Source organism: Legionella bozemanae (assembly GCF_900450575.1).
Taxonomy (GTDB): Bacteria; Pseudomonadota; Gammaproteobacteria; order Legionellales; family Legionellaceae; genus Legionella; species Legionella bozemanae.
This window is the reverse complement of record NZ_UGGY01000001.1, coordinates 2,602,571-2,619,114: the sequence shown is the minus strand read 5'-3', so window position 1 is coordinate 2,619,114 and position 16,544 is coordinate 2,602,571. Positions and strand designations below refer to the sequence as shown.

The window sequence follows — 16,544 nt, the reverse complement described above, 5'->3', positions numbered from 1 at the left end:
AAAAAGTACCAAGATATTTTGGTACTTTTTACTAAAATAGTACTAGGTATAGGAAAAACCGGATTCATTGCTGTGATCAGCTAAGTAGGGTTTCATAACGATGTCGCCAATCATTTTGATATCTTTCTGCATGATATCGGCAGCACTAAAATTAATGGTGTACTTGGCTAAAAGGTTTGAGTCATCTGCATCAAGTAAAGATTTTTCTTGAGATACAATTCCAGCGGCCAAGATTCCGACCTCACTATGTTTACTTTGAGCTTGTCTAAGATAGCTTCTTGCAATGGGCTGTTTTTGATTAATCTGAGATTGATAATATCCTAAAATCACCTGCAGATCCTCTTTTAACGCACACACATCACCAAATAAAGATTGATAGGGCTTCCCACTGCTTACAGCATCTTGAAGTTTCTGAAAGCGTTTTTCCATATTTTCGATAAATTCTTGATTGTCTGCTATTTTTGAATCTTGACGTGCGTGAGAGGTGAGTACACTTTTGTTAATATCAACCAATTGCTTAAAGTGAAATAAAATAGATTCAATTTCTTCTAAATCTGAAGAGTTGATTAATATATGAAAAGCTTCTTGGCTGGGTTTAGGAATAGATTTGTTGTTAAAAAATTTTGACTCCATAGTATATATCTCGCTTATGTTGTTTTGTTGGTCAATGTGTGCATTATCTTACATAATTAAGTCTTATTTTGTCAAGCTTTAGATCAATATGATAATTAATTGGTCTTTTGATGCTCGATAAATTAATGCAAATTATAACTTCTGAACATTAAGGAAATATTTACGTGGGCAAATATAATTGGATAACTGAAGGCTTTCATCGCATGTGTAACTTAAGATACTTAAAAAAATATGAGGAAATTAGATTATTCCAATAGCTTAGTTGGGCCGAAGGCCCAACATTTATCAGACTAAAATGTAATCATCGTAGTTCAAAGATCCAATTTAAAAAGGATTAGATAATTGGCATCCCAGACCAAAGCATCCCATGTTGCTAGGAGGAGGATTAGTGCAAGTCACCGGTCCGAAAGTAATTGAAGAAGGAGATGCGGTAACTGCTGTGGCTGTAGTTGTGCAGGATTGAGTACTGGTGGTCGAGGAAACAGTAATCTTGGCGCCTTGATAAATTAAAAATTGTGGCCATGGTGTTATCGTACTTATATTAGGAGCTATTCCAGAATTTGCAGGTATCGTCACATTAATGGTTGGATGTTGTCCCGATGGATAAGTAATTTGCACCTTAAATGATGGGTGGGTCGGAGGAGTCGTACCAAATAGAGTTAACAGTGTACCATTGGTAAACCCTTGGCATCCCGTTGCAGATACCTTCGTATTGTTGGGGACTACTCCCGCGCTTTTTTGAACACAATTGGAGTTAAAAAGACCATAATGCTGTTCTGCCGTAGGACCTGGTTTTGTGGGTTCGTCATAAGCTTCAAAGGCAAGGGCGCCTATCTTATATCCTGATGTCTTTATAAAATTATTTGTATTCAATTGATAAAGAGTTTGGAAATAAGCCGTAGCATTTTCCACGGATGGTGCGCATGGGCCAGGAGAATTACATGCATATCCTGTAGTAGTCCCCGCTGTTGCCCAACCTGTTTCTGCTGCCAGTAGAACTCGTCCAGGTGTATAAAAGGGTTGTTGGTTCGCCACGGGTAAAGCGAGCGGGGTTGTTGAGCCTACCACTTTGATGTAATCCCATGTGAGTGAATTAGGTTGTTGTACTATTGAGCTTAACGGAGGTGTCCATACTGCTGCTGTTGCTGGGGCTACACCAAATTGAAAGGGATAAGGATCAAAGGCTAAGGGGGCCGTAGAAGAATACGAGTTAATTAATGTTTGCATATCGGCAGAGATTGCAGGGCTTGGGGTGACGAAACTGCCACTAAGGACAGCAGAGCTTACCGGAGTTGTCAAACCTTGTGCAGTGAGTGTGGCTTTTAAAGCAGATACCGCACTCGTTAAATAAGTAACATTTGAAGTACCCGTGCATGGAGAAGTCATATTACCTGCATTACAATAATTTTCATGCCCTGCAAAAACAAGTATGACGGTCTTATTAAATACAGTGGGAGTAACTGCTTGAATCACTGCAGTTAATGTAGCTTGGGCACAGGGAATATAATCTTGAGTACCTAAGGGACATCCAGGATACATGTTGTCATTGAGTTGTTGAGGAATCACTGCCTCATAAATAACTTTCATTCCCAAAGCGTTGGCTTGCTTAATAATATCTATCCAACTGTATGGTTCGGTTTGATAGGAGCGAACTGTTGTAAAACCAGCGTCCTGCAATTGTTGAAGTTCTGCATAAACATTAGTCGCAGTAGAATTATTAAGTGTACCCGTATAGAAAACATCATGAAAATTGAATGGATAGTTATTGGTATAATGATTAGGATTATAATCAACACCGATCAATTGATCGAAGGAAACGGATTGTATTGTGGTGGATGTAATGAGCTTATTGGAACTTAGATTGCCAAGCAATTCAGCTGCGAGGGTAACTGTGCCATTAGCAGGTGAATTGAATCTGCCGACAATACTACATTGAGCGCCGCTTGCTAATGTTCCAGTTGTTCCCGTTGGAACGCAGCTGTTGCTCGTGATTGTGAAATTGGGATGGAGCGGATTATTATTTTGCGTGATATTTTGTGTAAAACTTACTGTTGATGCATCATAATTTGTAAACGTAAAAGCTACCGTGTAGTTTGTATTGGCAAATGTTTGACGGGGCAAAGGTTGGGCTGAAGGAAAATTGGTTGTACCTAAAATACCTGCCGGGGCTGTTGTTGCAACTGTTGTTAACGCAGGTTGAACGTGAACTACGTTGTTGTCATATCCACTATAAGCCACTAAAATCGTTTTTCGGCCAATATTACCAGGAGTTAAGGTAATACTATAAGTACAGCTTTCTTTAGGCTGCAGCTTTTTCCCTGTACATTGATCGTTATATTGAAAGTCTACTCCAGTAGCAGTGCATTCTTGATTAGGAGTTGGGCACAGTATTGGGAATACCTGAAATGGTTTTTTAAAAGCGAAAGGAAGATTATTGGTAAAAATATATGTAGAAGTGGCACTTCCTCCTAATGTAGAAATCTTTGTTGGGAAAGGTTTATCCAAAAAATGAAGAACGGGATTACCTGCAAAGACCTGGCTCATCATTAAAAATAAAATGCTTGCTAATTGGAATTGATTCATTTTCACTCTAATGTTCCCTTTAGTAATAATAAATTCAACATAAGAAATGCTATTTAAAATGGGGATGAGGGGTTTCATTGATACATAAGCAACTTACGTCATCATACTCATTTTTATGTAATACAGCGCAGCTTTTCTAATTCATTTTTATTTTAAGGCAAGAGACACATACTAATTAATGACATTCAAATTTGCTACATTTTAATTGTTTAAGTTATGAAAGAAGACAATAAAATCCAATGGACGATTTATATTGTTTCCAAGTCAAAACTGCCTTGTTTTCTTTCCATGAACAACAGCATTCAATTCCAATTATTTTTCGATAAAAAAACTTTGTGTCTTAAAAACGAGCACTATGGTAGTATCGCGCGTTTTATTTTTATTATGAAAAAGGGTGTATTTATGGGGCAAGAAAAAAAAGAGAAAAAGACGCTTTGGGATGCTTATGCTTTTAGTGTCAGTTATACAGGGCTCACCACATTAATAGGACATCCGGCAGAAAGACTTAAGGTTGCAATTCAAACAAATCTTTACCGAAGTTCTTATTCTGTCACAAAACAATTCATAGGTGCGAATTTCAACCATTTATCTACAGGACTTATGTCGTGTATTATTCGTCAACAAAGTAAAATAATATACAGACCTTTGTTGATTACATCTATGCCAAAAGAGATTGATAAATACCAGTTTCCTCTGGCGCTCGGCAGTTTCTTCAAAGCAACAGCTGCGGCTACTTTTGATACTTTAGTGCTCAGCCCGCTTGAGAATATTAAAACAGTACAAATGAGAACTATAGCAAGCCAGGATAAGCCTATAAAACCTGTTCAAGCAATGCAAACTATTTATCAACAAAGAGGATTTCCTGGCTTTTTTGTTGGCAGTACGGCGACCCTTGGAAAAGCATTTCCTAGTTGGCTCTATTTATTCATGACGTATCATGCAATTAAAACCAAACGGGAAAAACAAACTTTTTTATCAACGATTCTGTGGGCAACCGCTGCTTCAGTCCCTGTTGTTTTTGCAACGACTCCGCTTGACGTGATAAAGAGCCGACAACAGGCTTGTACTGATCAACTTAAGCCAACAATCAGGGAAATTGCATCGGGAATTTATAGAGATCATGGCATTAGTGCTTTTTTTAAAGGATTTAACTGTCGCTTATTACATAAATCATTGTCTACGGCGGGTGCTTATATGATTTTAGATATCGCAAATAAGATGTAACGCATCATCAATTAAGCATTTGCACTTTGCAAAAATAATTTCACTGTGCCATATGAAAATAGTGGTAGCCCGATTGAGACATGTCTTAATTCGGGGTTTTCTTCCTATATAATAATATGTTGAAAAAAAAGGAAAAAACGGTCTAAAGAATTTTTGCAAGAGTGCAAAAGTTCGTTTATTGATACTGATAACATTTTATGTTTAGATGCTCATAGAGGTCAAAGTTGAGGCCCGTAGCTCTGAAATCGACTGCACATTTTAAAATTTTGATGGGAAGTTAAAAATTTATGCTGGTGCTGTACTCAAGCGATCATACGAAACGAGTCGACTAATTTATGAATAAAATCACACATAATGAAAAAGAGGCGTTAAAAGTTGTTGAACAATTTAATCATTTAAATGCATCACGAGCACCCATATCAGATTTTTTACCGATAGTTGATCCAGAAAATTTAATTATTACTCTGCGTGGTAGTGATATAGTTTTTAAAGGCATTGCTGGCTTTGCTGATCATCAAATAGGTAAGTTAATTTATTTCGATCAAAAGTTTGAATGCGAACTTATTAAAAGCGAAACTCAACGCGATCATATTACGCTGAGTACTAAAGGGGCCTGGTATGCAAAAATTTGGCAATCTCCTGCCGCCTACAGTCAACAACTGATCGCGGATTTAAGCCATACTTGGATTTTAAAAAAAAGCAAACAATCAACGTATATTATTGTTACCCATATTTGTGAACATTTTAAATATAGAGATGGATTTTCTCCTCGTGATGAGGTCGAAGACTTCCATCTCAATCTAAAATAATTTGAGCTAAACAGACCCTAGCAACTTAAAAACTATTTTACTCCTCGATTTCAAATAGGGGTGGTTGATAATAACTCGTCTCAGTTGCAGGATGGTCAAAATGAACACCAATTCCAAGCAGGCCGGTTTATTATTTAATGAGGGGGGTATGTCTGATTTCAATGGCAGCATAAAAACAATCCATATCAATATCAATATGAATTATTTTTCGAGGCAATAAAATGTTTTTCTTTAAATGATTTGACATATGAGCAAAGTATAGCCCACGTAGATCTTGCTAGCGCGGCAATTTAATTTATTTCCAATAAAGAGTGATTGAGTATATATAGTCGTATAAATACTGCACGTATTCAATACATCAATGTGATGTAAGGCCACAGGTTCTTTCATTATTATCTAAAAATTGTAACTCGATTTGTTTATGAAATGCTTTATATAATTTGCTTTGATTTTCTCCCAGTAATGTCTGAAAAAATCCTTTTTTAGGCTTAATTTTGTTCTCTAACATGGATAATAATAATTTAATATCCTCTCTTTCCAGTGACGATTCGTGGGTTATATAAGCACTTAAATTAGTGAGCCATTTTTGATAGCTCTTTTTACTGTCCAAGTGAGTCGTTATGCGGAAAAAATGGGTTAATACTGTCTGGGTTTTATCAAGAGTTTCTTTTTTAAATGCCGGCTCAAAATGTATTTGGAAAAGTCTTGATTCAACTTTAGATTGTATTACTTCAAGGGAAAGACGCTTAAATGCCTCTTCTAAATCGGCTTCGGATTTGATCGTTGCTTCAAATTGTGGTGATAAAACTTGGCATTTCTCAGGATACATTATAAAACATCGTATGAGTTCATCTAAATGATAAGGGATTCGAGTGACATTGATTGTCGAACAATCACCGACTGTACGACTTTTTAAATCATGCATCACCACATCAAGCGGGATTTCCATGTTATCAAAATAAGTGATTCCATCATTCAAGGCTTGTTCAAAAAGAATCGCCTTTAAAGTCTTTGCTGTTTTATGACGGCCTATTTTAACAAAATACGCTAATGCGTCATTAACCGTTTTTAGCGATTTCTCTTGAAAGTGCTGTTCTTCTAGTTCATGAATTAATTTTACTAATGTCTTCCTGCGCTGCAAACTTTGAGATATAGCCTGATTTGTAATAGTTCGAGCTATATCGAATGAAGAGGGATAGGGAATACCATTTAATCCCTCCAAAATCCTTTCAAATAACTTTCGATCAATATCGATATCTCGGCGATCTTTTGTTTGGGACATCAAATTAGATGCTAATTCTCCCCAGATTCCATCTGTCATTGAAACGATAATATCACCTTCAGCAAGTTCGAGTGTTTGTCTGACAAGTACATTATCTCTATTGGCAGCCGATGCGAGGGTTTGTACTGATGATGGGGTCCATGTACTAAATCCTCGATAGACATGACGAGCGCAAAGGGTGTTTTTTATTTTATAGTGTTTATCTAACACAACAATTAATCCATCGCCGATATTTGCAAATTCACCAGAATATCGTTCTCCTTGTTTGTGTTTATAGATAAAAGCTGCTATGGATGCATGGGCATCATACTTACTACTTCCATTAATATTTTTTTTTGAAGCAGTTACTTGGCTAATTAAGTCGAGTGTTGCATCTATATTTTCGTCACAATCCAAAAACTCTTCACAACTCGCTTGAGATACTTTATGTATCATTTCATCTTCTTGTTGATCGCCAGCTCCTCCGCCCAAGCCATCAGTGACTGCAACTCGTGCACCATTAATCGTGCCAACTTTATCTGTAGTGACTAATGCTCCAGAACTATCAAGTATCATATCCTGTTCCATATCTTGATCTTGATGAGCGAGGCTTGAACCAATAACAATAGCGCAGTTATGACTTTGATTCACTGAATAAAATCGTGCTGATAAAAAATTTTCTAAGTCATTGGTTAGGTCTTTTGCAATGGCTTGTGAAAAAATAACTTTTTTGCTTGTGACGATTCTATCTCTCATTGTATTACTTCTATAAAAATCAAAACGGGTGGTTTTCTTATGCCATGAAGGTCGGATAACCAGCTGCTATTTTAACAGAATTTTTGCCCATATTTGGTTTTTAAATTACTGTTCCACGAAAAAGGTTCATTTTATTTGGATTTCAAAGAAATTTTTTCAATTTTTTGAAGATCTTATACCTCAAATGATTTGGTATAAAATCATAATTAATTGCCATTATTAAATCCAATTTGATCTATTATTAATATATATTTGCTTTTTTTTTTTGAGTATTTTATGGCAAATCTACCTGGGCTATTTTTTCTAAAAGCCTATCCACCTGAAGAAATATGGAGATTATTTGTTGATGGACGCTTTTGGTCAAAAGAAAATGGTTGGCATGGTTATGAGTCGAGAGAACGAGGTTCTATCAACGCTGCTTTAGAAAGTTTATGTTCAATTGCCTTACAAGTTGATAAGAAAGGAGAGGATTTTGAATTAAGTGGTGATTTAATAAAGGACATACATAAAAAATGTGGAAGGAAGGTAGAGGAGTTACAGGATAAAAATCCAGGTGAAAGCAGGGGAGATGATGAGCCTGTGTCATTTGGTATTCCCGCAAGCCGCGCATCAATCAAAGGTATTGAGGAGTTTCTAGGCTTATTTTTTCTTTTAGAAGGCGCAGCAGAGTTCGGACCTGGGAAAATTGGACCGCTTGGTTACCCAAAGTTCGATAAAAACTATTTTAAAGATTTGACCCCTGAACAAATACCTGAACTTGCTAAAAAAATATATCAAGACATGAGTGCAGATGGGCATAGCAATACGACTCATTTTTATCTTGCAGCACAAAAAAATGTTGATATGTTCCTGGAAGCAATCACACGATCTTATAACAAAGAAATTAAAGCTGCTCATACAATTGATGAAAAACTTCGAGTGATTGCCAAGCACATTCGATATTATGAAGTATTACACTCTTTTAGGGATGCTAATGGCAGAACTTTTGTGAATAATTTATTGAATATTCTTTTAATGCAACAAGGGTTACCGCCTGCAACATTTTATGAGCCTAATGTTTTTGATTTATATAGTGCCGATGAACTAGTCGTTGTTATTAAGGAAGCAATTTTTAATACCGTAGAGATTATTGAAAAAAGCAAAAAAAAGGATATTTCTTTATATGGGTACCATTCAAGCCTGGAAGATAGAGAAGGGTTTATGAAAATGCTAGATAGCCCCGCTTATACAAAGATCCGTGAGGAGGATCTTTTATATTTAGATCATGAAACCCTTCAAAGGAATGCCAAAGATTGTCTCGCCTCATTAATTGCTCTATATCCGCTTCATCGAAGGGCAGTTTATCTTAGTGATTCTAGTGATATAAAAGAATTTGTATCCATGAATGAGTCTCAGATTAATAAACGTATAGAGCAAGGTGCTCCTCCACTTTATGTGGGCAAAACCCCTATGCATTTAGCTGTTATGATGTGCAATATGGCAATGGTTGATGAACTTATTGCGCAAAAGGCAGATTTATCAATTCTAGATTACGATGGCAAAACAGTTCTTCATTATGCTGCGGAAACCGGAAATATGCAAATAATGGAGAAAATATTAAAAGCTTTATCACAACAGGATGATGGGCTTAAGCTATTAAATGTTAAAGACAATCAGGGAAAAACAGCGTTTCATTATGCTGCTGAGCATGGAAGCCCTGAGCTCATAACTGCCTTAATATCAACCGGTCTTGTTCGGATCAATGAACCCGATAACAGAGGCGTGTCTCCTGTAACTTTAGCGTATAAAAATCATAAATTAGAAACATTCGGGACATTGTTAGATGCTGGTGCTGATATTAGTAAAGAGCTTTTAGAAATAGTATCGGCTCGAAAAGATATTGAAACATTTAAAAAAATTATTAATAAGAATGAAAAGCTTCTTTTTAATCCAGAAGTTTTGAGACTTGCTATTGGTTTTGGGAGCAGAAGCCTCGTCGGAAAGTTTTTGCAGGCAGGAATGGATATTAATACTCCATTAACTAAAAATAAGGCAACTCCATTAATGTTAGCTATTGGTAGTGGAAATATAAATTTAGTAAGGTATTTATTAAAAAAAGGTGCTGATATAAGTTTAACCGATGGGTTTGGACACACTGCTATGCATTATGTTTTTTTTACAGGCCCAGAGCCTAGGGAGGCTTTGATAAAGATAATTGCTGAAAAAAACAAAGAATTGCTTGATAAACCAAATCAACATGGGCGTCCTCCTCTATGTTCCACGATTACATTACAAGATTACAAAAGCATGCAAATTTTATTAAACATGGGGGCAAAGGTTGATTTTCGAGAGAATGACGGAAATAACATTTTACATGTTGCTATAGGTAAGTGCCCTCTTTCTGTGATGCATGAGCTTATGTCTAGAGAGCGCACTTTGCTTCACAAAACAAATTCTTTGGGAAGAAATCCATTCCATCATGCGCTTGCTACCTCAATTGTTTCTAAGCATCTCGGAAAAGAAGATGAAATTAACTTTATGAATTTAAGTGATTTTTTGATAAAAGAAAAAGTAGATTTAAATACAAAGGACGTGAATAAAAAAACAATATTAGATATCGCTTTATCGAAAAATTACTGTCATTTATGCGTAAAATTGATGAAAGAGGGAGCTCATACCAATGTTTCTTCAGCTGCTAAATTTCTTCAGAAATCTAGCTCTGACACTATTTTAAAGCACCCTAAAACCTTTAAAAAAGGATTGATGAAAAGATTGAGTGATGATCCTTTAATTGCAATGGCGCAATTGAATGATTTATATATAAAAATTAAAGCGAATGATATTCGTACACCTAAGGATTTTTCAGCACAGTCAGGTTTAACTTTCTTTAAAGGGAAATCAGATGAAATGAAGGCTCATGAACAGGTATTATCCGTATTAAAAGAGGCTTATGATAGTAAGCTTAAAGAGTTACTTGGCAAGCAGGGTGAAAAAGAAGGTTTGGATAAAAAGAAGCCATTTCTTGATGAGAATCTTAGGTTATTAATTAAGCATCAAGAAATTTCAAGGAAAATTGATAAACCTTCCGAGCAGTTGGTTGAGGGGGAATTCTATAAAATAAAATGGTAACTTCCTCAAAGATCATGTTCTAAATTCCCAGTATTGACTGTCCTTTTTTATTTTCTAACGAAATGTTCAATGAGCTCCAATTTGTTATCACCCTACGAGCTCCTCACATTGGCAAATAGTCAAAAAAACTATCTTCTGTTCAAAATTGGTACTATTGTTCTGTAAATGAGCTATAAATTATCTTCGTGCTTAATATTTGGTTAATATGTTTTGTGTAAAATATAGTCCAAATTTTTGTAAGACGTTAAAATTAGGAAATTAAACGATGTGGAGTAGAACAGTTAGGTATGCAAGAAGTGGTACCCTTCGGTCAACCAATAGAACCATCTCTGTAGGCGGCAATACACATATTGTTCGTTTTTATTCTCAATACAATTGGAAAGAGTTCAATGCAGGATCTTGTGATATTGAGTCAGTTCTTGAATCAGGGAAAGAGTCATTTCCAGAGGTGTTTAAAGATTCTTCTGTTGAATTTACTGCATTAAAAAATTCAGTGCTCAAAAAAGAGGAATTATGGTGGAAGCAAAAGGCTTTTGGACGTTATAAAGGTCACAATGGTCAATCTGTTGGTGATTTAATTCTGTTTGAAACGTCTCGCCGTTCTTTACAAATAACCGGAGCTTTAATTCCTTTATTATTAAAAACTCCTGCTCAAAATAATGATTTTGGAGCTTTTGTCCGTAATTTTCACATGCAACATATTTTACCAGTGATTCCGCAAGTAAGTATGTTGTCTCAACGACAGAAATATTTGAGTTGGGTATATGATGCGCTTCAGGATCCAAGCAAACAGGAGCATCTTCATGTTCATACGCATTTTAATAAATTTAAAGCAGAACTTTTAAAACGGAAAGAAAAAGGAGTAATTGATGGATCCGACTCTATACTAAGTGAATTAGCTATGACTCACTTAGCAGATGAATTACTAAAAGGTGACGTAGATAAGCGAATATATACTCTTTCAGAACGTGTCATCGAAACTCTTCTTAAACAAGCTAAATATGAATCGTTACCTTTAGTTTCAGCAATGGAGGCGAATACATTTATTGGTGTCCAAGAAGAAGCACCTAAAAGTTATCCTGATCGTTTCACTGTTTTGATGGCAGGGGGACCTGGTAGTGGTAAATCCATTACAACAGAGAGTTTTGCTTTGCAATTACAACGGCAAACCGGATATTCATTAGATGAGCTGGCTCTTCTGACTGTTGATAGAAAACGAACAATCTATTATGAAGATGAATGTGTGAAGGGAACTCATAAAAAACATATTGGTACATTGACGCATGACGAAGCAGTAGTGACTTACAATATGAGTGGTGAGTTCTTAATACGCCGTATGGATCAACATAAACGAGTGCCTAATGTATTCAAAGAGATGTGCAACATATGGCCTAAGTGGCTTGATATTGGATTAAAAAAGGATGGCACTTATTTAATAACTGTTTCGACAAGAAAACCTGAAAATGCAGTTGATGGCGTGATTCAAAGGGGTATTTCAAATAATGATTTTATTACTCCACCTGAATATGTATTGCATTCTTACCGCAGTGTTAGTGAACGTTTTCCATTAGTCATTCAAGAAAACCAATCTAAAAAGGTGATTATTAGCGTGGTAAATAATGAATTGGCGATTGTGAAAAAATTCAGTAAAGAAAAAGATTCAGAGAAGACAGAAGATAATAAGCCTGCTGTAGTAGTAGATTGTGAGACTAATACAATCTATGTGATCAATCTCTTGCAATATGTAGATTTCATTAATCAAAGCCAACTCAATAGCAAAGCAACGTCTGCAGATGAACTTTTTAAAGGTGCAGATATTTCGATTGCGGCAGGTTTGGCAAGAGTAATTGACCCAAGTAAATTCGGAGCGGCTAAAATTGCATTTGTTCGACAAGGAGTTACTTCAACTTCAATTAATAATCTTGAGAAAAATATTGTCGCTACTGTTCAGGATGGTGCACTTGAGGTGCAAGCTGAAGCAGATTTTGAGGATTTAAAATCTGGTGCTCCTGAGCATTTTGAAGTATTAGAGCGTTTAACATCTCAAAATTCACTGCAAGCATCTAAATAATATAAAAAGGATTCCAGGGAGGAATCCTGTCTCAGCTTTGCAACGAATATTATTTAAATCTTGGAGCAGGCCCTTGGGCATCCGCTGATGAGGTATTTTCAAGCTCTTTCACAATCGTTTTAACGGATTTATTTAATTCTGATCCAGTCTCATTTTTTCTGGCTATTGACCAATTTATATCTCTGAAAAAACGGTTAGTAGCAGGAGCGTGCTTAATCGTTTTAGGGAGAGAAGAAGTAGCAAATCGTCTAAATAACATCATCTATAAAATCCTTTTTCAATAAAACAGCGTATTAGTTATGATAAATTTTTATAAAAAATATGCAAGTTTTATTTTTTATTGATAAATAAACGTGTATGTTATTGTTTTTTCTCTGGATTTAATTGCTCTTTCTCGGGTAATGGATTCTTGTCCAACTGCCGGGCAATTGTTCGGGTATTTTTATTCAGTGAATTTATTTGTTTTTTATCGGTAGTTACAGTCCAGTCCATCGATTTTCCAAAATTTTTTGGTACCTTTTTAGTCATTGATTTTCTCCAAAATGAATAGAATCATTTTTGTATAAAAAATGGTTTATTTGTATATATTAGCAAAATATTTCCTACAGAGCAGCTGAAAAACAAAAGAGTTACTGTGCATCCAGTTCATCCAATATAGACGAACTTAATGTATGGGCATTGCACGTCATGGTTTAAATGTTCTGTTTGATAAGACATCTAAACTGTGCCAGTCTTTTGTTCTGGTAGCTGAGGCGGATGCAAAATCAGCACCTATGCCAAACTCATCTCGAGATAAAACTTTTTGTTGAGTGGTATCAAAAGTAGGTAATACCCAAATGGATCATTGAATGTCCGATTGTTGCCCCAAGTAGTTTTGCTAATTTTAGGTTTGAGGCATTGATGCCTGAATTTTGAAGCAGGGAGGTATGAAAATGGTTATTCATAGGATATAGTTTTTTTTCTAAGTACCTTTATCTCGCTTTGTCTGGATTTTTCTTCCAAAATTTTCTGCTTAGCACGTCTTGATCGTCTTTTCTTTTGTCGTTTTAATTTTTCAATTTTTTGCTGTTCTTTTGTTTTCTCCTCACTCACGATTGCATGTAATTTTTCACAAAGCCGTATTCTTGCAAAATACCGATTGTCTTCACGACTTCTGGATTCCTGACATTTTATTTCCAAACCAGAAGGTATATGTTTCAAATAAACTGTCGAGGCGGTTTTATGTAGTTTCTGACCTCCTTTACCACTACCTACGATAAATTTTTCGATAAGATCATCATCCCTAATATGAAGTTGAACCATGAAATCGGTTAATTTATCCCACTTTTCTTTATTAATCATATTGGTTGGTTTTTATGTTATATGGATTATTCTCGGCTTTTTATTATATGATACAGAATCGCCGATTTAACGGTCTAGCCGTGCAAGATATTCAAATTGCGACATCAGTTTTTAATGCAATAAATTAAATGATCTTGATTTATATGGCAAGAAAAGCGCTTTTTCTTATTCACCTCATTACATGTGTTATAAAACTTTCTCAAATGCTTAATAAATGATAAAAATGATTTGCATGGGAATTCTTGTTTGGGTTAGGGATGCTAATTTATAACGGTAAAATATTAACTAAGTTTAAAAATAAGAAAAGCGGTAAAAATCAAGGGGAAGTAGATGGTTTTTATCGTGATTCAGACGGAGTGGAATATTTTATAAAAAAACCTAAAGATCCCAAAGAATTGTTCACAGAATTGTTTGCAGGTTTATTACTGCAAGAATTTATACATCGTCAGTTGATTGATAAGATATATCATGCATCATTTATTTGTGCTCAACTGATTCAATTTGAGGACGGCAGTTATGGGCTGATTCAGCCTAAAATTGAATTTAAAGAGTTATATAAAATCATTGGCACAGGCTATCGAGATGGTTCCGATAGAGATCCTTTAGTGGAAATGTTTTACGGCCCCCAATCCTACTTACTACTGACCCAATTAAAATCATACTTTGGTCTTGCAATCGCATTGATGTTTTCTTTGCTCTTCGGTGATCATAGTGTGCATAGTGGGAATGTGGTTTGCTTGGATGTCTTATCCGCAGTTGAGATGATGTTTATTCAATTTGCGCGTATTGATTGGGGAGCCGCATTTCGTTATTACGGACATAAAAAGAATAATGAAAATCTTTTGAATCCATTTGAATATCAAGGATGGTTTAATCCTAAAGGATACACGAAGGGCTACTTTCTTAATTACAAAAAAATAAAAGGATTGTTTCCTGCAATTGCTGAACAGGCGAGCCTATTGCAAAAAAAGGTCAATGAATCATTGTTTGTTGACATGATTAACTCTGTTTTAAGACAACTCCCTGTCGATTTAGTCGATAATAAGACGAGGCTAGAGTTAGCTAAATATTTATGTATCGAATCTTTTGGAAAAATTAATTTTGGTATAGAAGATCAGCAATTTGCACAGGATTTGGCGCATATTTTATTCAATCGATTAGACAAGATAACTGCTCTTCAGGATTTTCCAGATAGTGCAGTTGAATCAGATTTACCGCAAATGATGTATGCAGAAAGTATACCAACAGCCATTGGATTACCAGTAAATAGCGTCATTCCCTTTAATCAGCAAATGAGCATTTGGCTGGATATACTTTCTTTATCCGATGAACGAAGTATATTTGATTTTAATAGCATTGATCGCACTAAATTAATCAAACAATATAATTTTTTTATGGACGCTTTATTGCGTCAAATGGAGCAAATAGAGCAGATTCTAAACCATGACATGGTAGGGGATGGGGTGCTGCCTTTATCAATAAGTCATTCTTTTCGAAATCAGTTTGCGTTAGACATGGATTTAAAACCGTTTTCTACTGATACAGAACCAAGTATTTCTTGCAAAAAGCCGCACCGGAAACTTGTTGAAACCCTGTTAACTACGAGTTTTAATGCCATTATTACAATCAGAGTGATACAAAGTACCCAAGCCACAACAATGCTCGCCAGTGCATCTGCCATTCATTTTCTGTTTGATGCTTTAAAAATGTACCTACATGATTTTAATGCAGTTCACATTATGTTTTTGCAAGAGGCGCAAGATATGCTCTTCTTAATGTCAGGGACACAACTTGCACGAGTTTGCCTTAATGAAATGAAATTTATAAATTCTAGTTTACTCATTGGAATAGTTCTGAAAAATCCTGAGCTTTGGGCGCGCATGAATCAGGCTTTAACTGAAGAATATGAGGTATTCTATCAAGAGAAAATAGATGATCACATTGTTAAATTACGAAAATGTCATGAAGATTATACCTTATTTTTAACTTTGGTCAGTGAATCGTTATCGATATCTCAATTCGCTACAAAGAGGCTTATAGTGGATAAATTAAATAGTCTTTTTGAGAATCTGCCAGAACTTTTGCAAAAGGATCTTGCAGCGCTCTTAAATCAAATTCAGGATGACTTTAGAAGTTTGCAACGCCGGCACAGTCTTGAGTTGGAAGAACTGGAGCAATTGAATGAACAACTTTTAATTTTAGAAAAAAATAATGATTCTTTAGTTGAGAAGAATAATTGTGTAGCACAAACTGATAAAATAGAGACAGTTATTAAGGACAGCATGCTCTATGAAAAAATCTCAGCTGATAAAATCCTTTGGCAAGCAATAGTGGAATCCCAATGTGAAGAATTGCCTCTTGATGACCTGCTTGTCTTAAAAAATTTTTATGATAAGAAAAGGGGGGAGGGCACTGGTGTTTCTGGTGAGGCATTAAGCAATTTTTATACTCGTGCGTTAAAGGTTCGCTTATCCAATAGTTCTTTAACAGAGCAAGCACATATCATTCTATATGATGCTCTAAAAACATTTGACACATCGCAAAAATCAACTATTTTAGATGAGGCAATCCACGTGGTGAATGTCCTATTTAATAAAGTAAGTGATATGAAACCTCAAATGATAAGCAGGTCACTTTTTTTTAGTCGGCATGATTCAGAAACTTTATTTGTAAATAACAGTCATAGCGATGATCATTCAATCTCATCAAGCGGATTATCACTATCCAGCACGCTTGAACAATGATGGGAAGAATATCA

General features: G+C 35.5%; 11 protein-coding genes. 5 read left to right on the top strand and 6 right to left on the bottom strand.

Going from position 1 to position 16,544, the window contains the following annotated elements:
- Positions 1–42 precede the first annotated feature (42 nt).
- Together DY223_RS11480 and DY223_RS11475 are read right to left on the bottom strand one after the other, a co-directional pair.
- Complete coding sequence (locus tag DY223_RS11480; RefSeq protein ID WP_058459543.1) at positions 43–633, bottom strand: hypothetical protein; 591 nt, start codon at positions 631–633, stop codon at positions 43–45.
- Between the two features lie 324 nt (positions 634–957).
- Positions 958–3,216, bottom strand: a complete 2,259-nt coding sequence (locus tag DY223_RS11475) for a glycosyl hydrolase family 17 protein (RefSeq protein WP_058459968.1) — start codon at positions 3,214–3,216, stop codon at positions 958–960.
- Positions 3,217–3,432: 216 nt separating this feature from the next.
- On the opposite strand from DY223_RS11475, the gene DY223_RS11470 reads away from it, so the two are divergent.
- Together DY223_RS11470 and DY223_RS11465 are read left to right on the top strand one after the other, a co-directional pair.
- Entirely contained in the window at positions 3,433–4,440 is a 1,008-nt protein-coding gene (locus DY223_RS11470) for an MC/SLC25 family protein (protein ID WP_235810523.1), read from the top strand.
- Positions 4,441–4,775: 335 nt separating this feature from the next.
- The gene (locus tag DY223_RS11465; protein ID WP_058459542.1) at positions 4,776–5,249 is read left to right on the top strand and encodes a hypothetical protein; all 474 of its coding nucleotides are present in this window, start codon (positions 4,776–4,778) and stop codon (positions 5,247–5,249) included.
- 358 nt (positions 5,250–5,607) lie between these two features.
- Here the strand turns inward: DY223_RS11465 and DY223_RS11460 are convergent, their stop codons facing one another.
- Positions 5,608–7,266 carry a hypothetical protein gene (locus tag DY223_RS11460; RefSeq protein WP_058459541.1) on the bottom strand — a complete coding sequence of 553 codons (1,659 nt, stop codon included), beginning with the start codon at positions 7,264–7,266 and terminating at the stop codon, positions 5,608–5,610.
- Between the two features lie 276 nt (positions 7,267–7,542).
- Between DY223_RS11460 and ankX the strand changes: the two genes are divergently transcribed.
- Both ankX and DY223_RS11450 read left to right on the top strand, forming a co-directional pair.
- Positions 7,543–10,374: a Dot/Icm T4SS effector AnkN/AnkX/LegA8 gene (gene ankX, locus DY223_RS11455; protein ID WP_058459540.1), complete on the top strand. Its 2,832-nt coding sequence runs from the start codon at positions 7,543–7,545 to the stop codon at positions 10,372–10,374.
- A gap of 265 nt (positions 10,375–10,639) precedes the next feature.
- Positions 10,640–12,445 carry a hypothetical protein gene (locus tag DY223_RS11450; RefSeq protein WP_058459539.1) on the top strand — a complete coding sequence of 602 codons (1,806 nt, stop codon included), beginning with the start codon at positions 10,640–10,642 and terminating at the stop codon, positions 12,443–12,445.
- A gap of 49 nt (positions 12,446–12,494) precedes the next feature.
- On the opposite strand, the gene DY223_RS11445 is transcribed toward DY223_RS11450, so the two are convergent.
- The 3 genes from DY223_RS11445 to DY223_RS11440 all read right to left on the bottom strand — a co-directional run bounded on the left by DY223_RS11445 (position 12,495) and on the right by DY223_RS11440 (position 13,786).
- Positions 12,495–12,707, bottom strand: coding sequence for a hypothetical protein (locus tag DY223_RS11445; RefSeq protein ID WP_058459538.1), 213 nt, complete (start codon positions 12,705–12,707; stop codon positions 12,495–12,497).
- A gap of 98 nt (positions 12,708–12,805) precedes the next feature.
- The gene (locus DY223_RS19250) at positions 12,806–12,973 is read right to left on the bottom strand and encodes a hypothetical protein (RefSeq protein ID WP_165483283.1); all 168 of its coding nucleotides are present in this window, start codon (positions 12,971–12,973) and stop codon (positions 12,806–12,808) included.
- A gap of 408 nt (positions 12,974–13,381) precedes the next feature.
- A complete protein-coding gene (locus DY223_RS11440; RefSeq protein WP_058459537.1) occupies positions 13,382–13,786 on the bottom strand; it encodes a peptide chain release factor family protein in 405 nt (134 codons plus the stop codon).
- A gap of 257 nt (positions 13,787–14,043) precedes the next feature.
- Here DY223_RS11440 and DY223_RS11435 point away from each other — a divergent pair, with 257 nt between their 5' ends.
- The gene (locus tag DY223_RS11435; RefSeq protein ID WP_058459536.1) at positions 14,044–16,530 is read left to right on the top strand and encodes a LepB GTPase-activating domain-containing protein; all 2,487 of its coding nucleotides are present in this window, start codon (positions 14,044–14,046) and stop codon (positions 16,528–16,530) included.
- Positions 16,531–16,544: the final 14 nt, after the last annotated feature.